The 22,827-nt window shown below is 43.4% G+C and carries 19 protein-coding genes, 1 tRNA gene and 1 pseudogene; 5 read left to right on the top strand and 16 right to left on the bottom strand.

Annotation, left to right across the window (positions count from 1 at the left end; translation table 11 throughout):
- Positions 1-211 (top strand): annotated as a pseudogene (locus tag E7204_RS04675) (peptidase M42); the annotation flags it as partial.
- Between the two features lie 688 nt (positions 212-899).
- Here E7204_RS04675 and E7204_RS04680 read toward each other — a convergent pair.
- From E7204_RS04680 to speC, 8 genes are all read right to left on the bottom strand, one after another.
- Positions 900-972: transfer RNA gene (locus tag E7204_RS04680), tRNA-Asn, on the bottom strand.
- Positions 973-1,319: 347 nt separating this feature from the next.
- The gene (locus E7204_RS04685) at positions 1,320-2,576 is read right to left on the bottom strand and encodes a Glu/Leu/Phe/Val dehydrogenase (protein ID WP_295182097.1); all 1,257 of its coding nucleotides are present in this window, start codon (positions 2,574-2,576) and stop codon (positions 1,320-1,322) included.
- Positions 2,577-2,898: 322 nt separating this feature from the next.
- Complete coding sequence (locus tag E7204_RS04690) at positions 2,899-3,654, bottom strand: exodeoxyribonuclease III (RefSeq protein WP_295182099.1); 756 nt, start codon at positions 3,652-3,654, stop codon at positions 2,899-2,901.
- A gap of 82 nt (positions 3,655-3,736) precedes the next feature.
- Positions 3,737-4,033 carry a hypothetical protein gene (locus tag E7204_RS04695; RefSeq protein WP_295182102.1) on the bottom strand — a complete coding sequence of 99 codons (297 nt, stop codon included), beginning with the start codon at positions 4,031-4,033 and terminating at the stop codon, positions 3,737-3,739.
- 117 nt (positions 4,034-4,150) lie between these two features.
- A complete protein-coding gene (locus tag E7204_RS04700; RefSeq protein WP_295182105.1) occupies positions 4,151-4,789 on the bottom strand; it encodes a DUF421 domain-containing protein in 639 nt (212 codons plus the stop codon).
- A gap of 8 nt (positions 4,790-4,797) precedes the next feature.
- Positions 4,798-5,253, bottom strand: coding sequence for a DUF3290 domain-containing protein (locus tag E7204_RS04705; RefSeq protein WP_295182107.1), 456 nt, complete (start codon positions 5,251-5,253; stop codon positions 4,798-4,800).
- 15 nt (positions 5,254-5,268) lie between these two features.
- Positions 5,269-5,859, bottom strand: coding sequence for a TIGR01440 family protein (locus tag E7204_RS04710; RefSeq protein ID WP_295182109.1), 591 nt, complete (start codon positions 5,857-5,859; stop codon positions 5,269-5,271).
- Entirely contained in the window at positions 5,859-8,072 is a 2,214-nt protein-coding gene (gene speC, locus E7204_RS04715; protein WP_295182149.1) for an ornithine decarboxylase, read from the bottom strand. Before speC ends, E7204_RS04710 begins: the two co-directional genes overlap by 1 nt.
- A gap of 182 nt (positions 8,073-8,254) precedes the next feature.
- Here speC and hydA point away from each other — a divergent pair, with 182 nt between their 5' ends.
- Complete coding sequence (gene hydA / locus E7204_RS04720) at positions 8,255-9,703, top strand: dihydropyrimidinase (protein ID WP_295182152.1); 1,449 nt, start codon at positions 8,255-8,257, stop codon at positions 9,701-9,703.
- A 220-nt stretch (positions 9,704-9,923) separates the two neighbouring features.
- On the opposite strand, the gene E7204_RS04725 is transcribed toward hydA, so the two are convergent.
- The 4 genes from E7204_RS04725 to E7204_RS04740 all read right to left on the bottom strand — a co-directional run bounded on the left by E7204_RS04725 (position 9,924) and on the right by E7204_RS04740 (position 14,648).
- On the bottom strand, positions 9,924-10,727 hold the full coding sequence (locus E7204_RS04725) for a MetQ/NlpA family ABC transporter substrate-binding protein (protein ID WP_295182156.1): 804 nt from the start codon (positions 10,725-10,727) through the stop codon (positions 9,924-9,926).
- Between the two features lie 336 nt (positions 10,728-11,063).
- The gene (locus E7204_RS04730) at positions 11,064-12,524 is read right to left on the bottom strand and encodes an amino acid permease (RefSeq protein ID WP_295182159.1); all 1,461 of its coding nucleotides are present in this window, start codon (positions 12,522-12,524) and stop codon (positions 11,064-11,066) included.
- 89 nt (positions 12,525-12,613) lie between these two features.
- Complete coding sequence (gene ilvA / locus E7204_RS04735; RefSeq protein ID WP_295182162.1) at positions 12,614-13,828, bottom strand: threonine ammonia-lyase; 1,215 nt, start codon at positions 13,826-13,828, stop codon at positions 12,614-12,616.
- A gap of 4 nt (positions 13,829-13,832) precedes the next feature.
- Positions 13,833-14,648 (bottom strand): nitroreductase family protein, encoded by an 816-nt coding sequence (locus E7204_RS04740; RefSeq protein ID WP_295182165.1) that lies wholly within the window; start codon positions 14,646-14,648, stop codon positions 13,833-13,835.
- A 637-nt stretch (positions 14,649-15,285) separates the two neighbouring features.
- Here E7204_RS04740 and E7204_RS04745 point away from each other — a divergent pair.
- Both E7204_RS04745 and E7204_RS04750 read left to right on the top strand, forming a co-directional pair.
- Complete coding sequence (locus E7204_RS04745; RefSeq protein ID WP_295182168.1) at positions 15,286-15,915, top strand: ATP-binding cassette domain-containing protein; 630 nt, start codon at positions 15,286-15,288, stop codon at positions 15,913-15,915.
- A 69-nt stretch (positions 15,916-15,984) separates the two neighbouring features.
- Positions 15,985-16,752 carry an ABC transporter permease gene (locus E7204_RS04750; RefSeq protein WP_295182171.1) on the top strand — a complete coding sequence of 256 codons (768 nt, stop codon included), beginning with the start codon at positions 15,985-15,987 and terminating at the stop codon, positions 16,750-16,752.
- 285 nt (positions 16,753-17,037) lie between these two features.
- Here the strand turns inward: E7204_RS04750 and E7204_RS04755 are convergent, their stop codons facing one another.
- The 3 genes from E7204_RS04755 to E7204_RS04765 form a co-directional block, all read right to left on the bottom strand.
- Positions 17,038-17,691 (bottom strand): hypothetical protein, encoded by a 654-nt coding sequence (locus E7204_RS04755; protein WP_295182174.1) that lies wholly within the window; start codon positions 17,689-17,691, stop codon positions 17,038-17,040.
- Between the two features lie 13 nt (positions 17,692-17,704).
- Entirely contained in the window at positions 17,705-18,355 is a 651-nt protein-coding gene (locus E7204_RS04760; RefSeq protein WP_295182177.1) for a hypothetical protein, read from the bottom strand.
- Positions 18,356-18,643: 288 nt separating this feature from the next.
- Entirely contained in the window at positions 18,644-19,321 is a 678-nt protein-coding gene (locus E7204_RS04765; protein WP_295182180.1) for a Crp/Fnr family transcriptional regulator, read from the bottom strand.
- Positions 19,322-19,393: 72 nt separating this feature from the next.
- Here E7204_RS04765 and E7204_RS04770 point away from each other — a divergent pair, with 72 nt between their 5' ends.
- The gene (locus E7204_RS04770) at positions 19,394-20,284 is read left to right on the top strand and encodes an arginase family protein (RefSeq protein ID WP_295182182.1); all 891 of its coding nucleotides are present in this window, start codon (positions 19,394-19,396) and stop codon (positions 20,282-20,284) included.
- Between the two features lie 138 nt (positions 20,285-20,422).
- On the opposite strand, the gene E7204_RS04775 is transcribed toward E7204_RS04770, so the two are convergent.
- On the bottom strand, positions 20,423-22,804 hold the full coding sequence (locus E7204_RS04775) for an autotransporter domain-containing protein (protein ID WP_295182185.1): 2,382 nt from the start codon (positions 22,802-22,804) through the stop codon (positions 20,423-20,425).
- Between the last annotated feature and the right edge of the window lie 23 nt (positions 22,805-22,827).

Below are 22,827 nucleotides of genomic sequence, written 5' to 3' on the forward strand. Positions count from 1 at the left end.
GTATCAGGTGTCAATATGTGCTAAGGATAGTGTCGGCCCATACCATTATGATATAGTAACCGGATTGATCGAAGCGGCTCAGAATGGTAATGTGGATTATGCCGTTGATATTTATCCCCATTATGCTTCTGATGTTGATTCCGCATTGACAGCTGGACATGAAGTGAGACATGGACTGATTGGGCCAGGGGTATATGCTACCCACGGATAAGAAAGAAGTCATAAAGATGCTATTCTAAATACTTTTTTGCTTTTAACAGAATATTTAAAATAAATTGCTTTTGTGAGAATCATTTTAAAATCCCCCGCCAACATATTGTTTGCGGGGGGATTGTTTACCAGGAACAGGTAAACATATCAATCCGATTTAACGATATTCCTGTGTATGACCAACCGAATCGTCTGTCCCAGCGGAAGCCTGACACGCTGTCACGCCAGATCTGAATTGGAAAGAACCAGAACTCCTGTCCGTTGCTCATCCATATATAGGTAAAACGTCCGATACAGTTTTGCATGGAACCTGGGCTGACCATTTTGGTAGCTGATCCAGAACGGGCCTGTGCGGGCTTTGGCGGCGCGGACGACGGTGGAGGACCCATAGGCATTGGACCGCCTGGAGGGTTGCCGTAAGGTGGGAATGGGGGCATATTCTACACCCTTTCGTTTTATGTTATTATTATTATATGAGATTTATGGATTGCAGTTAACAAAATCTGAAAAGGATAAAAAGGGGCGGAAGTCTACAGGAGATTGAGACTTCCGCCCGGAAATGCGGGTGCAAAAGAAGCACCTAAGTACCACCTTGACAGGTATGTACAGTAATATATATGACTGAATATGAAAAAATATGTTTTTCAAAAAAGACAATAAAAAAATCACACATAAAGTGTGATTAAAAACTCCCCGAGTAGGACTTGAACCTACGACCCAACGGTTAACAGCCGTTTGCTCTACCGACTGAGCTATCGAGGAATGGTACAAGAGATATTTTATACTAAATTCAAAGTAAAAGCAAGTACTTTTTTATTAAATTTTTACAAATTCCATACGAATTTTAAATCCGTCCACCCAAACCACGCGCAAAAAAAGCGGTCAGGCATTACTTACCTGACCGCTCTTACGCCGAGTATACTTCTTTCATTATATTATTTAGCAAGGTGGCTACGCATAGCCTGTTAGACAGTCATACTTAGCGTTGTATAAGTTGTACGGACTCAATCAGTACTCACTACTGTTTGGCCGTTAAAAGCAAGTGTAAAGTATTCTTAAAGCTGTAGTCAGCTGTTAGTTCATATTAAACGAGTTTGCTCTCGTTATTATCAGCCGTTGAAACCACGAAGTTTGCTGGCGTCAACCAAGCGTTTCAAAGCTACCATGTAAGCAGCTAAACGAGGATATACTTTGTATTGTTGTTGCATTTCCCAAACTTCTTCAAAGCTCATTTTCATGTTCTTTTCGAGGCGAGCATTTACTTCGTCTTCATCCCAGTAGAAGCCGGCTTTGTTCTGTACCCATTCATAGTAAGAAGTTACAACACCGCCGCCGTTAGCTAATACGTCAGGAATGATTTCGATGCCTTTTTCGAAGAAGTATAAGTCAGCTTCATTAGTTGTAGGGCCGTTAGCACCTTCCAAGATAGTTTTAGCTTTAACTTCTTTCATGTTGCTGCCGTTCAATTGGTTTTCCAAAGCAGCAAGATATAATACATCTACGTCGAGAAGTAATAATTCAGGGTTAGGAATACGAGTCATGCCGGCTTCTTCGTAGCCTTCCAAGGAACGGCCATGAGAGTTAGCATATTCGTATGCTTTTTCAACGTCGATACCGTTTTCATTGTAAATGGAGCCGTGTACGTCGCCGATAGCAACGATTTTAGCACCTTCACGATGCATCAGCAAAGCACCAACGCTACCTACGTTACCGAAGCCTTGAACGGCGATGGTTACGTCGGTCATTTTTTTACCTTTCTTTTCAAGGTAGCTCTTCAACGTGAACATGCAACCGCGACCGGTAGCTTCGTTACGGCCTTTAGAACCGCCAACGGCCAATGGTTTACCGGTTACAACGCCTGGGGACCATACGCCTTTTAATGTGGAGAATTCGTCCACAATCCAGGCCATGATTTGAGGATTAGTATTAACATCAGGAGCCGGTACGTCTGTATCAACACCGATGATTGGAGCGATTTTGCGAACAAATCCGCGAGTCAAGCGTTCTAATTCGCGCTGGCTTAATTTCTTAGGATCTACTTTAATCCCGCCTTTACCGCCGCCATATGGAAGATGAGCAATCGAGTTTTTGATTGTCATCCAAGCTGCCAAAGCACGTACTTCGTTTTCATCGGAATCAGGATGGAAACGGAGACCGCCTTTAGCGGCGCCCATAATTGTGCTGTGCTGCGTACGATAACCGCTAAATACTTCAATATGACCATCATCCATTTGTACCGGTACGGCTACTGTCATTTCACGTTCAGGGTGACGAATAACTTCATAGTCATTACGTGTTAAACCTAATTTTTCAGCCGCTTGATCAAGAGTGTTAAGCATGTTTTCGTAGGGATTATAATTTGCCATAATTATCGTGTCTCCTTTTGCGCATACACTATAAAATCAAAAGTTCAACATATCTAATCCATGTCTTGTATACACTATACCACAGCGACGCCATAATAACTATTTATTTTTCATGAGAGGCATTTTTACCATGACTTGCACGCATGATTTATGAAGGTAAGCAAATAAAAGAGTCCGCCTTGATTTTTCAAAGCGAACTCTTACTATTTTTATGCATATATGACAATTCAATATAGATAAAATTCCATAAATAGCCTTCTTTTTGGCCATTCTATAGAGTATAAATCAAAAATCTCTGTCAAAAACTATACTTCGACGGTGATTAAAGGTTAATTTCCAATTCAACCGGGCAATGATCGCTACCGAAAATATCCGGATGGATTTTAGCTTCCACGATGTCGTTATCGAGGCGAGCCGACGTAATGAAGTAGTCAATTCTCCACCCTACGTTCCTATCGCGCGCTTTGCCCATATAGGACCACCAGCTGTATGCATCGGTTACATCCGGATAGAGCTTACGGAAGGTATCGGTAAAGCCGGCGCCCAATAATTCCGTCATTTTTTCACGCTCTTCGTCGGTAAAACCGGCGTTTTTACGGTTTGTCTTCGGATTTTTCAAGTCGATTTCCTGATGGGCCACGTTAAGGTCACCACAGAGAATGACCGGCTTCTTCGCATCCAATTCCAATAAATACGCGCGGAACGCATCTTCCCAAGTCATGCGGTATTCCAAGCGCGCCAATTCACGTTGGCTGTTCGGCGTGTAGCATGTTACAAGGTAAAATTTATCATATTCCGCCGTAATAACACGGCCTTCCTGGTCGTGTTCTTCAATGCCGATACCGTACGTCACATTAAGCGGTTTAATGCGGGTGAAAATAGCCGTACCGCTGTACCCTTTTTTCACCGCACTGTTCCAATATTGCTCATAGCCCGGTAATTCCAATTCAATCTGGTGCGGTTGCAGTTTAGTTTCCTGCAAACAAAACATATCCGCATCAAGTTTTTCAAAACTTTCCATAAAACCTTTAGTTACCGCGGCGCGCAGGCCGTTAACATTCCAAGAAATTAATTTCATCAAAGACTCCTTTCATAAGAAGCTGAGAGCTTCCTTAATAAGCATCCTGTAAGTACAGACTTTAGCTTATTCTTAACATCTATCATTTAACTTTATGTTCAACATCAACCGTATTTTCTGTATTCGAATCAACTGTTTCGCCCCGTGCAGCCGCTGCTTTGGCTGCTTCGGCCGCTTCTTTAGCTTCAATTTCCGCCTCTTTACGGGCAAAATAAGCTTCCAATTTAGCCTTGCGCGCCTTACGAGTCACTTCGAAAGCAAGGGAGAATAACAATAATACAACGGCAATTATATTCGTTGTAGTAAATCCGTGAGTATAAATGTGATACAAAATATAGAGAAATGCAATTATCAATAAAGCTCGCTGTAGTCCTACCATGACTAGCTCCTTTCATCGCCCCAAGCGGGATTAATCTATTAATACCTAAGTTTGCAACATTAAAGTTTTCAACAGTAAAGTTTCACCCTTTAATGTTTTAGCCCTTAAGTTTTCAAATTAATCTTTCGCATACGGGGTTATAACCAACTCACCATGCACGAGCTCGGCCATATATATATCCGACGGTTGATAGCCTTGCTCTGCTACGCTTGTTTCCAACCATTCTCTATCTTTTTCTACCAAGGATAATACTCTTTCATCCACCTGGCCATCCGCAATCAGCGGATAGTGTACTGAATCTTCCCCAAACTTAACTACCGTCAATTGGCCGTTTTGTTCCAAAACAGCCCATTTCACTTCCCCTACGCGCGTTACCCCGTTGGCGCGCAGTTTTAAATGTAAGTCACCGGCACTGATGCCGTTGCGCATACATTCTTCTATTTGAATTTTACCATAATCCACCACAATTGTGGGACTGCCGTCAATAATTCGTTTCACATGACGATTGTAGGCCGATAAAAAACGCAGCCCCATAACAACGATAGTCCAGCCGGTGAGCACCAGCAAAAATTGCAGCACCCCGATGGCCTCATTATAAATAACACCCCCGATAATACCGCCCAATACATAGTTTTGTACCTGATCGATGGCTGAGTTCGGCGCCAAATTGCCCTTGCCCATCAAATTGATTTGCAGTACCAAACATAATATGCCCAGCACCAGCTTTATCATAATCAACGTATAACCCGTTATCATGCTCTATGCTACTCCTTCGCTATATCAATCACTTTAATTTGCGTTTCTACTACATGAACTTGTGTCAACGAGTAGGCGCCATAGCCTTTGGTAAAATGGGCCCGATAAAAGCGGTTGTCCGCATTAACTATAACATCGTCATCAAGACGCGTGGAATTCACCTTCACGTTTTCTTTATTCGTTCCCAACCGCTCCGAAACGGATACGATAAAGCTGGCCATACGGCTGCTTTCTTCCGAGTTTCGCATAGATGAGTCATATTCACTCCAACGAATCCCCAGAATAAACACGATTAACAGGGATAATAAGATTGTCAAGTCGCGGTAGCGGCTGTTCAAGCGGTGACGCATGAATAAAATGCTGACCCCCAACAGCGCCACCAACAGCAGGAAGGATACACCATATTGTAACAGCGCATTAAACTGCCCTTGTTGCACGATATAAGCATAAGTATAGAAATTCAAACGTTCTCACCTCGACTACATTAATGATTCATCATAAACGGCTCTGCCCCCGCCGATATATTTAGGGCGCACGCGAGCCGCCGTAACATGGGCTTCACCAATAGCTTTAACGGCTAAGCGAACCGGCACGGCTACGCGTTTTAAATGCATGCCGATAAAGGTATCGCCAATATCAATGCCCGCATCAGCCTCTATGGCTTCTACCACGACCGGTTCTGAAAAATGCTTGTACGCCGCCATTGACGCCGCCCCGCCGGCATGAAGTTGCGGTACGGCATTGCAAATCGGCCAATTATGTTTGACCGCCACGGACTTCTCTACTACCAAGGCTCGATTCAAATGTTCACAGCATTGTACGGCCAACGCGATATTTAGTAGCTCTAATACGGCCGTAGCAGCCTCAATAATTGTCTCCCCAACTTCGGTGGCCGAATCGGTACCGATGCGACTGCCGCGCACTTCACTGGTGGAACAACCGATAACAAACACATCACCGGCTTCCAGCTTGGCAACGGTCACCAATTCCTTCACCGCCGCTGTCACCGCGTCACCGATAGGCCCCAGCAATTGTGCTTCATCTACCGAGGTTAATTCATCCTTTGCCATTATACCCCTTCTTTCTGTGCGGACTCTTTTAACACATACGCATAAGCCCGCTTATAACCGGTTTCATCCGCTTCAATGTAAACGCCTTGAAGTTCCGGTGCAAAGCCCGGCAATTCATTAATACCTTCTTCGAGGGCTACGAAATAATCGCGTGCCGGTTCCGACCAAAGTTCGCCCGGTTGCACACAAATTACGCCCGGCGGATACGGCAAGGCCCCTTCTAAAGCCATTCGTCCCACGCAATCAGCAATAGGAATCAATTCCCCTTCACCGCGGACAAAATCAATATTGGCCGCCTGCGGTGTTTTCACATAGGTCGGGAAATACTCCCGTTTAAATAATTGCTGTTGCAACTCGCTCACCTGACGATTTTTATAAAAATCATGCATTTCCTGACAGAGCTGACGAATCGTATAACCGCGATAGCGATCAATATTCTGAGCAAACACGCTTGGGAGCACATCTTGGAGCGGCGCATCTTCTTCGATTAATTGCTCAAAGCGCAATAATTTAGCGATGAGGGCATCCATTTTCGTAAAGGACTCCGCCGGTGTGAGCAGGAATAAAATTGTGTTCAAGTCACATTTCTCCGGCACAACCTGATGTTCACGCAGGTAATTGGCTAAAATAGTAGCCGGGATACCGAAGTCTTCGTATTCACCGGTTTCCATATCGATGCCCGGTGTTATGAGCTGGAATTTGCAAGGATCAATAAAATATTGACCTTCTCCATAACCACTGAAGGAATGCCATTTAGCATCCGGTTCAAAAGCAAAGTAGGATACATCGTCGGCCATAACTTCTGTTTCACCGTCTTCCCACGCTTTGCCGTGAACCATCGGCGGCACGAGGGGCCGTAAATATTTACAATTGCGAAGCACCGTTTTGCGCGCTTCAATGCCTACTGTGACACAATCACGCCAGAGAGCCCTGCCGCCTTCGCCGGCATGAATTTTAGCATTCACGTCGAGAGCCGCAAAGAGCGGATAGAACGGTGACGTAGAGGCATGCATCATAAAGGCGTTGTTAAAACGCTTCTGATTCACATAACGGGCTTGCCCACGGATATGCGAATCCTTCTTGTGGATTTGCGATGTTTGTGAAAAACCCGCCATTTGTTTGTGCACCGACTGGGTTACCAAAATCCCCGGATCGTCCGGCCCCAATTCCAACAAGAGAGGCGAGCAATCTTTCATCATCGGAATAAATTGTTCATAGCCTACCCAAGCGGAATCGAAGAGGATGTAATCGCATAAGTGCCCGATTTTATCGACCACCTGGCGGGCGTTATAAATCGTCCCGTCATAGGTACCGAGCTGAATTACGGCTAAGCGAATCGGACGCTGCGCTTTGGCTTTTTCAGGATCACGCTCCGCAATGCGCTGCCGAAGTTCTTTTTCATCAAAACAAGCTTCCGGAATGCCGCCGATGGAGCCGAACGGATTGCGAGCCGTTTCCAAATACACCGGAATGGCACCGGCCTGCACCAAAGCACCGTGGGACACGGATTTATGATTATTGCGATCGTAAAGCACGATGTCACCGGGCGCCAACAAGGCATTCAAAACCACTTTATTGGAAGATGATGTACCATTGAGTACGAAGTACGTTTTGTCCGCATTAAATACTTGCGCCGCATGTTCCTGGGCCTCTAAGGCATAACCCTCATGAATCAATAAATCGCCTAATTGCACATCCGCATTACATAAATCACTGCGGAAAATGTGTTCCCCGAAGTAATCGTAAAAAGCCCGTCCCGCCGGATGTTTGCGGAAAAATTGACCACCTTGATGGCCCGGACAGTCAAATTGGGAATTGCCCATTTCCACATAACGGCGTAAGGAGCGGAAAAACGGCGGCAGCGAACGATGCTCATAGTTTTGAACGGCCGTTTCCAAGCGGCGTATGTAAAACTCACGATCCGACGGCTCATTATCGAGCACCGCATAGGCATCGCGCAGCACCGTATCTTCCGCCTGCGACACTTGGTTTGGGCTAAGCCCTTCCATACCGGTCCCGGTGCGCACTACGAAAACGGGAATATCAAAGACTTTAACGGGCGTACTTTTTAATATATCTATTTCACAGTCACAAACGAGGACTGCTCCCACATCGGTAAAATCGGTTTGATTCGGCCGAATAACGTTGCGTTTCGTCAATATGCCGACTACTGCTTCCGCCTGCTCTGATACTACTACTTTTAACCCGGTCATACAAAACCTCCTTTATCGCTATTACCTTATAAATATTTTTTAAAAAGCTTATATTCAAAAAACTCTTACTATTTATTATACCCTATTTTTCTCGAATCGGTATATTTAATGGTAGAAACAAATCAACAAAAAGAGTATCATAGTATTAACGATTACTGAAACTAAAGAAAGGATTTCATTTTATGAATAGCATCATCGAAAACGGCCTGATTTGTACCTCCACAGAGCATTTCAAAGGCGATATTGTTATTACGGATGGCAAAATTAGTGCTATTACGGGGCCTAAAGAGGCGCGGCAACTTATTGCTGCCTCCGCCTCCACTGATTGGGGCACCGCATCAAACCAAGAGCGTACTACCGTAGCCTCCGATTATAAAATCATTGACGCCACCGACCACTATGTCGTACCCGGCGGCATCGATCCGCATACCCATTTTGACCTGCAACAATCGCCGAAACACCGAGCGTGCGATGATTTTCTGCACGGCGGCATAGCAGCCGCTTGCGGCGGCACTACTACGATTATCGATCACATGGCGTTCGGACCTACCGGTTGTACCTTGCATCATCAATTTGATATATATCGCCACTTAGCTAAAGATTGCCCCATTGACTACAGTTTTCACGGCGTGTTCCAGCATGTGGACGCCTCTATCTTAGACGAAGCGAAGAACCTCGTCCAAAAAGAGGGCTTTCCGTCCTTTAAGGCCTATACCACGTACGGTGCGCCCATGCATGAACCGGAACTCTTTGCCTTGTTGGAGCGTTTAAAGGAATGCGGTGGTCTTTTGACCGTCCATGCGGAAGACGACACGGTAACCAACCTGCTGCGCAATCGCTTAACCAAAGAAGAACTGGTACCTATAGGCCACGCCCTAACACGGCCAAACGCAGCCGAATCAATGAGCGTCAATACGGTTATCAGCCTTGCTCATGTAGCCGGTGATGCGCCGGTCTATCTGGTGCATATGTCAGCGCATGAAAGTTTGAACGAAATCCGCCTGGCCCGCCAAGAAGGACAAACGAATATTTTTGCGGAAACTTGCCCACAGTATCTCTTCTTAACAGATGATAAATTTAAAGACGGCGGACCGCTGGAAGGCATTAAGTACATGCTGGCCCCACCACTACGGAAGAAAGAAGATCAAGACGCCCTGTGGCAAGGTCTCGAAGACGGCACAATTCAAGTGGTAGCCACCGACCATTGCCCATTTACCATCGAAGAAAAGCAAGCCTATGTGGATGATTTCAGGAATTGTCCCGGTGGCATCAGCGGCGTGGAAGAACGGATGCCACTCCTCTTTAGCGAAAGTGTTTTGAAAAAAAGACTCACCCCGGAACAATTCGTCCAGGTGACGGCCACTAACGCGGCGCGCATCTTCGGAATCCCAAACAAAGGGGATATTAAGGTCGGTTACGATGCAGATCTAGTTCTCTTTAATCCCAACGAATCACGGACATTCCGTGCCGATAATTTGAAAACTACCTGCGGTTACTCCGCCTACGAAGGCATGACGGTCAATGCCACGGTGGCCAAGGTATTCCTGCGCGGTGAACTCATCGCGGCGAACAATACATTCTGCGGTGAAAAAGGCTTTGGACGACTCATCGAGCGTCACATTGAGAGATAGACCATCGGCTTATAGATAAACCATTAGCTTATAGATAAATCATTGGCTATCTGAATTTAACAAATGGTTATAGGCCTTATAGTCAAAATTAATTATCTTACACACAAAAGCCCTGTTGCGATTTCAACATCACAACAGGGCTTACTTTATGAGTATGGGCTAATTATCTCCCACAACAGTGCCGATTACTCTGGGATTAACCGGTACATGGAGTATTCAATTATTCAGCCGGTTCAATGGTGCCTTTAAATTTATCGGCAATGAACTGCTTAATAGCCGCCGAGTGATAAATGTCGGCGATTTTTTTATACGTAGGATTGTCTTTATCCTTTTCACGAGCCGCTAAGACCATGACTGCCAACGGTTCATTCTTAGGCTCTAAGAAAATCCCCTGTTTAGCTACATCAATACCGGCACTCATTACATAGTTCATCGGAATAGCGGCTACCGTTACATCAGCCAAGCTACGTGGCAATTGAGCTGCTTCCAATTCTCTGATTTCCAAATTCTTAGGATTAGCTACGATATCCGCCGGCGTTGCTTTGAAGCCCACACCTTCTTTTAAGGTAATGAGGCCTGCTTTAGCCAATAAAGCTAAGCCGCGACCACCGTTAGTCGGATCGTTTGGAATGGCCACAACGGCACCATCCGGAATTTCGTCAACGCTTTTCACCGTATTGCTGTATAAGCCCATGCGCATCAAAATCGTTTTACCGATAGATACTAAATTGGCATTATTATTTTTGTTAAAGTTTTCCATGAATGGTACGTGTTGGTAGCTATTTAAGTCCAAATCACCTTCCGCCAAGGCTTTATCCGGTGTTACATAATCGGAGAATTCCACCAATTTAACATTGATACCTTCTTTAGCTGCTTCTTTGGCCACCGCTTCCACAACTTCCGCATGCGGACCGGCGGTCGCACCGATTCGGATTTCTTTTGAATCGGAATCTGTACCGCAACCGGCAATACCGATTGCCAAAATACCCACCAATACAGGTGCTAACCATTTTTTTAAATTCATTTGTAAGACCTCTCTCTCATTGACACTGCCCTATGGGCCCCTCAAAAATCCACTCAACGCAGCCCCGGTTTCTCAATCCGGATGCAAGTTTTATAACCCCAACATCGTTAAGCTTATTTATTATCCTATCACATACAGAGGAAATAAAAAAGACTTTCGTGTAAAAAATTTAGTACAAAATTATCTAAAACTGAATCGCCAAAACTTAATTACCTAAAACTTAATCACTAAAAACTGAATCGCCAAATACAACCGACAAGAAGACTATAAAGCGTAAATACAAAAGAAGCCCCACGATAACGAATTATCGCGAGACTTCTTCACACGTCAACTATATTATTTAATGGCCGTTACCGAACCTTCCGCTGCCGTATCCGCTTCAGCAGCCGGACCGCCGGCGCCGAGACCGTCTTCATGGACGAATTCTTCATGGACAACCGGGCGTTTGTTCATGCCGAGACCATAATAGAACGCCGTAATAATGGCGATGAACAACCAACCTACTACTAAGGAAATACGAGTATCTTCATTCCAAATCATACCGATAGTAACGAGTACCAAGAACCCTAAACAGAAATAATTGGAATATGGATACAATGGCGATTTAAACGGATGTTGATCCATAATTTCCTTGCCCCAACGTGCTCTGAATTTGCGCTGTGCCCCGGCTAATACAAACCAGGATACCATGGCAGGGAAAACGCTGGCACTGTAAATATATAAGAACAATTTGGAGTCCGGAATTAAATAATTCAACACTACCCCGAATACTAAGGAAAGCATGGACACGTAAATGCCGTTGCGCGGTACGCCGGATTTAGATAATTTCGCAAACATTTTTGGCGCCTGGCCGTTTTTAGCCAACGTATATAACATACGACCGCAGCTATAAATACCACTGTTACAGCCCGATAAAGCAGCTGTCAAAACTACGAAGTTAATGATACCGGCTGCACTGGCAATCCCGACTTTAGAGAATGTCGTTACGAACGGACTGCCTACAAAACCCAATTCATTCCAAGGATAAATACAAAGAATAACAAAAATAGCACCAACATAGAAAATCAAGATACGCCAAACAATGCCTTTAACCGCTTTAACTAAGGTATGGCGCGGATTTTGCGCTTCACCGGCTGTAATGCCTACCAATTCAACCCCTTGGAAGGCTGCTGCTACAACACACATAGCTGCCAACATACCGCCGAAACCGTGCGGTGCAAAACCGCCATGTTCCCACAAGTTGGAGAACCCGATGGCTACACCACCATTACCGAAACCAAATAAAATCATCATGGCCCCGATAACGAGCATGAATACGATGGTCCCTACTTTAATCAAAGCAAACCAGAACTCAAACTCGCCGTAGTATTTAACGGACGCAAGATTGGCTGCCACAATAATTGCCATAGCTACAAAGGCCGATACCCAGTGAGGCAGTTCAGGGAACCAATAACTCATGTAAATCCCCACCGCCGTTACTTCCGCAAGCCCTACGGATATCCACATAAACCAATAGCACCAAGCCGTTATATAGCCGATATACGGTGAAATATAGCGATAGCCATAGGCTGCAAATGAACCCGGTACCGGTTCCAAGTACAACATTTCACCCATAATACGCATAATTAAAAACATTACGACCCCGGATAAAGCATAACACAATAATACGGCCGGCCCGGCTGTTTGTATCGTGCTCGCAGAACCCATGAATAAGCCTACCCCAATCGTACCGCCCAGGGCGATCATTTCCACGTGACGGGGTTTTAAATTACGCTCTAAGTTTTTTCCCGATTCCATATTTTTACTCCTACTCTATGTGTTTAATCTGTTTCCTCTATATGTGTCATCTCCCTAAAAACACTCTCCCTTTAACGCATGGCTCTATACTATCGCAAAATAGCCGGGAAGCCGTTTTCCGACAAGGTAGCCAAAAGGCTGGTAACATGTTTTTCATTCATGGTTTCAATTTCCAGTGCTACATGCACATAACCGACTTCAATGTCGCGCTGACTGCGATCGTGATAAATACTCAAAATATTAGCATTACTGTCAGAGATTATGGTCGTAATTTTAGATAATACATGCGGTTTATCTTGTACCACAACATCAAAATAAGCACGGCGCCAAGTTTTTACAAGGCCGTTGTTGATGATGCGGTCAATCATGTTCACGTCAATATTACCGCCGCTTACTAAGGCAACTACGTTTTTGCCTTCAACGCCGGCAATTTTATGATTCATCAACGCTGCCACAGGACAAGCGCCGGCTCCTTCAGACGCGGTTTTCACGCGTTCTAAAAGGAACAAAATAGCTTCCGCAATTTCCGATTCACTAACGGTAACAATTTCATCCACATATTTTGACACGATGTCAAACGTCAAAGTACCCGGTGTGCCTACGGTAATCCCGTCGGCCAAGCTCTTTAAAGCCGGTACGGTTGTAATTTTATGAAGTTCTACCGATTCTTTCATAGATGGCATGTTCTGTGTCTGCACACCGACAATGCGAATGCTCGGTTTTAATTCCTTAGCAGCCACAGCAATGCCGGAAATTAAACCGCCGCCACCGATTGGTACCACGATAACATCCGTTTCCGGTAGTTTTTCAAGAATTTCCAAACCGATTGTACCTTGACCGGCAATAACCAACGGATCATCAAAAGGATGACAGAAAGTATAGCCCTTTTCTTTTTGCAATTGACATGCTTTTTCATAACAATCGGCGTAAAAATCCCCGGCCAACACTACGTCCGCACCGTAACTTTTAGTCGCATCGATTTTAGCAATCGGTGCATTCGTCGGCATACAAATCGTTGCTTTACAGCCGTATTCTTTAGCGGCCAAAGCCACGCCTTGGGCGTGATTACCGGCGGACGAAGCCACGATACCGCGAGCTCGTTCTTCCGGCGTCAACGACGCTACCTTATTATACGCACCGCGCAATTTGAACGAACCGGTACGCTGGAAGTTTTCCATTTTCAAATGGACTTCACAACCGCATTGTTCACTCAAAGAAGTAGAATGCATCATAGATGTTCGTTGTGCTACCCCTTTCAGATGTTCTTGCGCTTCCCTAATCATTTCCAGTGTTACTAATGCCATGCGTTTAATCCTCCTCATCAAAGAAAACTCTCAGTGATTCTCTCTCAGGCATATAGCGGTACTTAAATTTAGGATATCCCACCATAATAGCTCCGGCAACCCTATACCCGTCCGGTAAATTTAATAATTTCAGTAGTGGTTCATAGCCTACTTGTGCACAAAATTCGACAAAGCCGGACCAGCAACTTCCCAGGCCTAAGGAAGGGGCCATTAATTCCGCATAAGTAAGAGCAAAATGACCATTATCGCGGCCGCGTTCAATCAATTTATCCTTGCTTATTGCCAATACCAAGGCAGGGGCTTTATGTAAAATAAAATCACGCCCTGTCCGGTTATAACGCTTTGCATTATGCGCATAAATTCGCATACGACTATTTTCTTTCCCCAATCCGGTCATCCAGTCCATAACAGCTTCGCTAATAGCAGTTAATGTTTCCTTCTTTTGAATTACTCGGTAAGAAATACCTTGGCTATTGGAACCTGTAGGGGCCATACGAGCTATGTTTAATAATCTCGTAAGTGCCTCTTTCGGAACCGGTGTATCACGGAATGTACGAATAGAACGGCGATACCGTAAAAACTTCTCTGCCTCTTCAGGACTTGGTACTTGGTAATCCCCAACCGGAATTTGTTCGGCCCGCGGTGTTACTGTATAATCAATCGCATTCGTCGGACAAACTGCTACACAATGTCCACAAGAAATACAGCTGCCAAAACCGGCGGCCGGACCGTTTTCTTTCATAACCAACAAACCTGTCGGGCACTCTGCCACACACATTTTACACCGGATACATACATCTGTACGCACCGAAAAGCTCATCGTAAAGCCCTCCATTCGTAATATCACGACTAAATTATACTCCTAAATTTCAAATCTGTATATTCTACATGTACATCCCTCTAATACAAAAGCATTTATATCTCAAAGTTATTCCATGTATGAGTTTTTAGGATAGTTCATTAAATATAGTCTCTGTCAAATTGAATAAATATAGATTTTGCCAAATGTAAAAAAATAGCTTCAATTATATAAATTGAGAATACTTAAGTAATGCTAATAATCGACTCAGAGGAAATCGAATAAATTCGTTCGTCATCGGTATTTACGGCACTGCAACGAAGCCACGCCTGATTTTGATGATGACTTTTTTTTAAAGCATGTACGGCATCTCAAAATATTACTATAGCACGATTTGCAAAAAAATAAAAGGGTAAAGTCATCTAATAAACCCCATAATTCAAATTCAGTTTTCTAAATTAAAAACTCTTCTTATTTAATCCTTTTTCTGTACAACGGTTTTCTCATGTCCCGTATTCGCCCATCAATAAAAACATGAACTTTTTCAACGAAAACCTGAAACATATTCTCAATTTAAAATTGTGAATGATAAATTTATAATTTTTAACTAGGTAATTCCCCTAAAATCAATTAAAATAGAGAGGAAAGGAGTATCCCCATGAACTTAATAACAACTAAAGACTTAGTTTTTTACAATATGATTCAATACCCCGATATGGCCATTGAAAAAGGTAAAATGACCTTCATTCAAGGGGCCAGCGGATCCGGCAAAAGCACCCTATTTCGCTTATTTAACGCCACTATTAACCCTTCGCAAGGGGCCATCTATTACAACAATGTAGATATCAGCACAATCAATGCGTTGGAATTACGCCGTCAAATTTTACTGATTAATCAGCAAGTATATCTCTTCCCCGGCACCATTGCCGATAATTTTCGCCAATTTCATGCCTATCGCGGGTCTACCCCACCGACCGAGGCAAATATGAAGGAATTTCTCCATTTGGCGGCCGCCCCATTCACACCGGAACAAGAGATTGCGAGATTATCCGGCGGTGAAAAACAGCGCGTCTTTAACGCCATTATGCTCTCCTTTAATGCAGATGTCTATATGTGGGACGAACCGAGTGCCGCTCTCGACTCACCGACAGCCATGACCTTTTTCACGCGCATGAAAGAATATATGACCAAACACGATAAAACTACGCTGGTCATTTCCCATGACGATACGCTCTATCCTAAGTTCAGCGATGCTTTGATTGAGCTACAAAGTCGCCATGAGGTATAAGTCTAGCCCGGCTTATTGTTCATCCGTTAGTACGCAATACATTTACTTCATAAGATTGGAGTTTTTAACATGACTGAATCTATTTCTATGCAGCTCGGTGGCTTCTTATCCATCTATTTGTTGCTCCTCGTCATCGCCGGGATTTTCACGTACTGTAAAATTCCGCAAACTAAATTTCTCTTGCTGGGCACCTTGCAAATGACGGTACAATTAATCATTGCCGGTTACGTGTTGCTCTATATTTTTCAAAACCCGTCACCGATTTTTGTCTTAACCTATCTATCCTTGATGGTCGGTTTTGCCGTGACGCGAACGCTTCGCAAAAATCCTTGGCTTAACCGCAAATTCAAGTGGATTACGGCCTTGTCCGTTATCGGCACCTGCATCAGTATTACGAGCTTCATGCTCCTTATTGTTATTCGCAAGGATATTTTTACACCCCAATATGTAATCCCAATCAGCGGTATGCTCGTAAGTGCTACCATGAACGGCGCTACCTTGGCGTTAAAATCGTTTAAGGAAAATCTCGACTCTCATCAGCAACAAATCGAGGTGCTCTTAAATATCGGCACACCGCCGTCTAAGATATTACATCCGTTTGTGGTACAATCCTTGGAAACGGCCTTCTTACCGACTATGAATTCCATGGTGGGCATGGGGATTATCGCACTCCCCGGTATGATGACCGGTCAGATTTTGGCCGGTGCCATGCCGAATGAAGCGGTACTGTACCAGATTACCATCATGGTTGCCAACTGTACCACCGTGTGCTTGTCGTCGTTTTGCCTATTATATTTTGGTGCCCGCACCCTCTGGAACGATAGGTATCAGTTATAACTAAGCACATCGGGGCATTCTAAAAAAGGCGCAAGGCCTTACTCTCGGACTCCTGGTTCTACAAGAACAAAGTCGTCTACGAGTAAGGCCTTGCGTCTTTTCTACGTTACGCCGTTCCCTCAGTACGTTATTTATGTCTGATTACTATAAAGACTGTGCGGAATTAACTCGGAGTCCTTACGAGTAAAGCTTGTTCTTTTTACGTTAGCCTGCGCCCTCCGTGCATTAGTTATAACTTAAGGTGGGGAGGATAAATAAGGACTCTGGGTCCATATTCATTTCTTTTTATTTTTGCGTTAGAACATCGTCGTTAAAGTTATACTGAGTAATGTTCCATTTATTCGTATCAACATATTTTTTTTGATAATCATCTTTTATCTGCTTTTGCACTGCTTCTTTCAACGGAGTTATGTCACCGTCTTTTAAACGCTGTAAAACGATGCTCCCACTTACCAGAGTATCATTTTTACTATCATAGGTATATTCAAGGCCATTTTTATCTACATATAAAACATTATCCCGTTCCGTCATAGTTAATGGCGCATTCTTACCCGTTACATCCATCAATTTATAATTAATAGCTATATTTGGCAATACTCCCTTACTATCCGGCCCTTCCGGTAAAGATATAATATAACTCATATAAGGATTAACCGGTACATACGCATCACGATTCAAAAAGCTTTTGCCTTCCGTTCTATACTGATAATCTTTACTGTCAATCGTGTAGGTATGTTCTGTCTTTTTCTCGATAGTAATTACATAGAAGGTATCGCTAAAGTCATTATTAAATAAGTTATTTTTTTGAGGAGCTCCGATATATCCCCATGTGCCCGAAAAGTCTTGAGAGCTGCCCAAACCGCCGCAGCCACTGAGGACGAACATCAAAGCCGTAGCCAAAGCCAGCAACATATAGGTTACATATCGTTTCGTTTTCATAACAATCCCTCCCCTATACCGTGGTTTGACGGCGACGATAAATCACATAGCCGATGCCTGCCAAAATAACTATCACCAGGGCGCCTCCGATAAGAAGACCGGAGTTACCGCCTTTTTTGAATTGGAAATAGATTGGATCGCCGGCGGCATAAATTACCGTGTCATCATCTTTCATAATACCCTTGCCAATGCTTTCCTTGACGATTTTGCCATCCACTTCAATGGTCGTAGCACCGGATGCTTTACCTAAATTAAAGGTATACATATCCGGGTCATCGCCGTACGGATAAATAACATTTGTTTTTGCATCAGCATTGCGCCCGAACACGGCGGCACTCATCTTAGCCAGTTCATCCTTATTGGCAAACTTTGCTTCCAATTTCCACATTTGCGACTGCACTGTCGCGCTGTCCCCTTTTAGTTCCTTACCATCGGGACCGATGGCTTCAAGTTCTACTTTACTAATATCAATCGGCGTCTGCCCGTTTGAATTTTGCGTCACCGCACTCAACAAATCGCCCTTACTGATAGGTACCGGTGATTGAATCGTAGCCTTCCATTCCCCGCTGAAATCTGAGTTAACCTCAATCTCAGAAGTTACTTGTGCACAACCTGCCGCCAGTAACAGGCACAAGGCTAAACATAAAAACACTAACCGCTTCATACGCTCCACTCCTTACTTACCTAACATCTAGCCATAACCATATTAAGCTAAATACAAATGCACTTCTCTATACAGCTGTACTTCTCCATACAGCTACACTTCTCCCCGAATGTACATTTGTGCGCCAAAGTTACTTTCATTATATCAGTTTTATCCGTTATTTTGTATCATATGTAGCAGAATTAATATGAATGTTAATTATATAATATATTTGTGAGCAGGTTATTTTGAAAAAACTATATCATGTTATTCGTTTCCGATGTTTTATTCTAAAAAAGCAACCGTCGTTCACTCTTGTCTCGTTTCACCGGAACAATACCGCATCAAGGTTTCTAAATCAAGGATTCGAATTTGTTTACGGGCCGTATCAATAACCCCTTCTTCACGAAGGCGCCCGATATGGCGCGTCAAATTGACACGACTCATGCCGACAAGTTCTGCCAGCTCCTCTTGGGATAAAAGCAGTATTTGTTCACCCATTTCATGCTGTGCATTATGAAGCAATAGAAGCACATTGCACACCTTAATGAAACCCGAATTATATTCTTGATGGGCCGTTTCAAAAAGCAGCAGATTAATGTAACGAACGTAAGAATCGACCAGATAGCGATAAATCTGAGGATTTACTTCTATCATCTGCCGAAAATCATCCCGTGTGAAGCGCCATATTTTCATGGGCGTAATCGCTTCGGTCACCAAAGTATGTTCAATTTTAAACTCTAATTCGTGAAACCCCGGATAGATTGTGCCAGCACCATGATAAGAGATGATCTTACGTCGCCCCGTTTCATGGACTAAATACGTGCTGGCCACGCCGGAAATGATGTAGTTAATAACATGGGCAAACTCATCCGGCTGCCATAAAAAATCACCCGCTTTGAGTTCCATTTCAACATGATGGGACGCCGCAAATATATCCTTTAAATCGACAAAATCATTGGTAAAAATATAGCGTGGGATTAACATGGTGTCACCTCGAATAAAATCTACTATAATTTACCCTCATTATACCATATCAACTCTTAAGGAGGCTTTATTATGAAACCCAAAAATAATCAACAGAACAAAACGTTACAACTCGTCTACCCGCAGTGGCAGGGCGGTGCCAATCCGAATTACCAAATCGGAGCCCGCGTATTGGACGCTTTATTACCTACATCAACAGCTACTGAAAAAGCATATATCCCGGTAGCTGACGAAGAAGCCACGGCAGCCGCTTATGAAGCACAACCTAACAAAGACGTCTTCGCCGAAGAAATCCTATTAAGCCAGCAGGCGGCAGCGCGTGAAATTTTGAACGTAAAACAACCAAGTAAGATTATCACCATCGGCGGTGACTGCTCCATTTCGCAAGTGCCTTTTGATTATTTACATCAGCAATATCCGAATAATACGGCGATTCTATGGCTCGATGCCCATCCCGATATTATGACGCCAAAAGAGTATCCCAACGAACACGCCATGGTATTGGGCAACTTATTGGGACATGGTGCCCCTAGTTTTGCAAAAACAGTACAAGCACCGTTTAAACCGAGCCAAGTCCTCTATGCCGGACTCATCGATACCGGTCTTTTACCTCATGAAAAACAGTTCCTTGCCGACCATTCCATGGCATATCTGCCACCACGTGAGTTAAATACAAGCAAACCGATTTTAGAATGGCTCAAAAATAATAAGATTGAACATGTTATGGTTCATTTGGATTTAGATGTTTTGAGCCCTACCGATTTTCGCAGTCTCCTCTGCAACAAACCGCATCAAGGCCCGGTTGAATACGCCGTTGGTGAAATGACATTAGCTAAAATTTTCCAAATTCTTCAAGATGTAAGCAAAGAAACCAATCTCGTAGGTCTTTCTATCGCCGAATACTTGCCATGGGATATTATCAACCTTCGCAATGGCTTCTCAAAACTGGATATTTTTAAGTAAAAGTTATTTTAATAACTAAATATACAAACCAAAAACCACTCTCCACAAAATGGCCCGGTTCTTAAGAACGTAAGCCACTTTAAGAGAGTGGTTTCCTTTTTACTTAACTATTAACAATTAAACTATAAAGTTCAACTATTAAAATTTAAGATTTACGCCGCCACGGAAGCGATTAGCTTTCACGCTGCTGCCTTTTTGATATTCATAACCTAAGCTGTAGGTAACATCGCCGTTAGATGCTTCAAGACCTAATTTACCGATGAAGCTGCCACGGTCGGTTAAGTCATAGGTGAAGCCATTAGATACGCCGCCAAAGCTTACAGTCTGATCAACACTGCGACCGGAGTTCCAAACATAACCTAATTCAGCAATCGGTAAAACATTCCAGTTACCACGTTGGAAATTAGCACTGTATTTAACGCCCAATGGTACTAAGAACATATTCTTATCCGATTGATCATAGTTAAAACCGAAGTTATTTGCATAATCATCAGTCTGAATACGTAAGAAACGAGCGCCTACATATGGTACCAACGTAGCTGATTCACCGCGAGCAATGCGTTTTTCAGCACGTATACCAATGCTGAAGGCTTTTGTATCCGGCGAACCTTCAATACGGTTACCACTGTTATATTGGGTTACATCGTTGCTACCGCTCAAGTAGGAGATATCGCCGATTAAAGCATAATCATCACGTTCCATACCGCCATACAAGCTAAGGCCGTAGAACTTGGAATCAGTTTTAGTAGTTGTAGCTAATGTATGAGCATCAACATCACCTTTCACATATGTGAAAGCTGCACCTAAAGTACGACCTTCTTTATGATAGAAGTCAGCACCGACTACAACACCGTTCAATTTGCTGTCATAATCAGCATCCATACCGCCCATAGCTAAGCCGGAAACAGAATTTTTAGTATGAATTAACTGTGCCCATACGTCTTTATCATGGGTAAGATTATTCGCTAAAGACATATGGTCCGTAATAGCTTCATGAGTAATACCGGAAACAGTATACGTATTATGTGTAGCACCACTCAAGGCTGTTAAATTCCCCAAGCTGTTGAAAGCATCAATTTGCGCTGCTTCGGTTGTATTCACTTTATCATCAGCAATCGCATTAACTAACTGATAAGCTTTAGAATCTGTATCACCGGAGAAAGCTTCATCAACAACATCACCAATAATAACTTTGCCGTCATAAATATCTTTAACGGAACTGGAAGTTGCTACGATATTATACGTTGTATTATCATCGCTTACCACACCGATTAAGGAAACTAAGCGTTTATTGGTCAATAAGTTATCATCTGTCCAGCTGTCTGTATCTACGCCGTCGATTTCTGCTTCACCATCATTAATTAAAATGTGGTACGTATTACCTGCTACGGCATCGTCTACATATAATTTAGCACCTTCACCAATGGCTACTGTTTGTACACCACTTAACGCAGCTGTTTCAGTAATGGCACTACCGTCAACCATGGTAACAGAGTTATCTGCCGCACTAAATGTACCGGCTGCCAAAGTAGCTGCTGTAGCTTGCAATTCTGCATCAGTCATAGCGCCATCCATGTAAACAGCACCGGCATCACCTAAGGATTGATTGCCTTTAATATAAAGAGCTGCCGTAATAGCATCTTCGCCAAATGTTAAGCCGGTTTTAGCAAACATAGCTTTCGCATCGTTACCATCACCAATAGTTGCATAGGTATTTTGGCCAACTAATAATTTACCGTCAATAACATTGGTACCCTCTTCAGCATCAGTGAAATCAACTGCTACTTCATTAGCCACTACATCCCAAGACGGATCAAGAATGAGACTACCACCGTTTAATTTTACGTTGGTAAATTTAGCGATTGCATTCTTATCTTCAGAGCCCACAGTTAAAGCGGCATCTTCGTCTTCAAGACTTAATGCACCTGTTACATTACCGATAATTGAAGAATCCGTACCTGTTACTGCTACACTTGCATTTAATTGACCGGCAGTAGCATCAATCGAACCGTTGTTTAAGGTTACCCCTTCAGAGACTGTAGCGTTACTTGCAACACCTAAGGTACTGCCACTATTGACAGCCACAGCGCCTGTTAAGTTTACACTTGTAGTTGCACTCGCACTGCTATTACCCAATACTAATTTAGCCGTTGTATCTGCAGAACCATCTAAACCTACAATTACGTTAAGGTCTTTACTAGTTTTGCCGTCAACTAAAATTACATCACCACCGTCTTGGCCACCTAGTGCTAAACTTTCATTGCCTGTAATAATTACACCTTCAGAACCAGCTTGTAAGTTGATTACACCTGCTGAGAAGCCTTGTTTATTATTACTGGAATCAGTAGCAACAATACCATCTTGACCGATTGTATTAACAGGAACTTTACCATAGATAACGAGGTTTTTATTACCATCAACATTAATAGTTGTATTATCATAGGACAAGTCCAAACTAGAGTTTTGAGCTTCTCTTACGTCAGAAAGAGTTAAAGATTTATCAACTAAAGATCCTGCCATTGTTAATGTGGTTGTCTCATAAT

Source organism: Veillonella sp. (genome assembly GCF_015058545.1).
Taxonomy (GTDB): domain Bacteria; phylum Bacillota; class Negativicutes; order Veillonellales; family Veillonellaceae; genus Veillonella_A.

Coding starts and splice junctions, on each gene's coding strand:
- E7204_RS04755 (WP_295182174.1), bottom strand. CDS start 17,691: ATGAAAACGAAACGATATGTAACCTATATGTTGCTGGCTTTGGCTACG.
- ilvA (WP_295182162.1), bottom strand. CDS start 13,828: ATGGCATTAGTAACACTGGAAATGATTAGGGAAGCGCAAGAACATCTG.
- E7204_RS04690 (WP_295182099.1), bottom strand. CDS start 3,654: ATGAAATTAATTTCTTGGAATGTTAACGGCCTGCGCGCCGCGGTAACT.
- E7204_RS04685 (WP_295182097.1), bottom strand. CDS start 2,576: ATGGCAAATTATAATCCCTACGAAAACATGCTTAACACTCTTGATCAA.
- E7204_RS04760 (WP_295182177.1), bottom strand. CDS start 18,355: ATGAAGCGGTTAGTGTTTTTATGTTTAGCCTTGTGCCTGTTACTGGCG.
- E7204_RS04745 (WP_295182168.1), top strand. CDS start 15,286: ATGAACTTAATAACAACTAAAGACTTAGTTTTTTACAATATGATTCAA.
- E7204_RS04700 (WP_295182105.1), bottom strand. CDS start 4,789: ATGATAACGGGTTATACGTTGATTATGATAAAGCTGGTGCTGGGCATA.
- speC (WP_295182149.1), bottom strand. CDS start 8,072: ATGACCGGGTTAAAAGTAGTAGTATCAGAGCAGGCGGAAGCAGTAGTC.
- E7204_RS04740 (WP_295182165.1), bottom strand. CDS start 14,648: ATGAGCTTTTCGGTGCGTACAGATGTATGTATCCGGTGTAAAATGTGT.
- E7204_RS04770 (WP_295182182.1), top strand. CDS start 19,394: ATGAAACCCAAAAATAATCAACAGAACAAAACGTTACAACTCGTCTAC.
- hydA (WP_295182152.1), top strand. CDS start 8,255: ATGAATAGCATCATCGAAAACGGCCTGATTTGTACCTCCACAGAGCAT.
- E7204_RS04725 (WP_295182156.1), bottom strand. CDS start 10,727: ATGAATTTAAAAAAATGGTTAGCACCTGTATTGGTGGGTATTTTGGCA.
- E7204_RS04750 (WP_295182171.1), top strand. CDS start 15,985: ATGACTGAATCTATTTCTATGCAGCTCGGTGGCTTCTTATCCATCTAT.
- E7204_RS04775 (WP_295182185.1), bottom strand. CDS start 22,804: ATGGCAGGATCTTTAGTTGATAAATCTTTAACTCTTTCTGACGTAAGA.
- E7204_RS04730 (WP_295182159.1), bottom strand. CDS start 12,524: ATGGAATCGGGAAAAAACTTAGAGCGTAATTTAAAACCCCGTCACGTG.
- E7204_RS04765 (WP_295182180.1), bottom strand. CDS start 19,321: ATGTTAATCCCACGCTATATTTTTACCAATGATTTTGTCGATTTAAAG.
- E7204_RS04710 (WP_295182109.1), bottom strand. CDS start 5,859: ATGGCAAAGGATGAATTAACCTCGGTAGATGAAGCACAATTGCTGGGG.
- E7204_RS04695 (WP_295182102.1), bottom strand. CDS start 4,033: ATGGTAGGACTACAGCGAGCTTTATTGATAATTGCATTTCTCTATATT.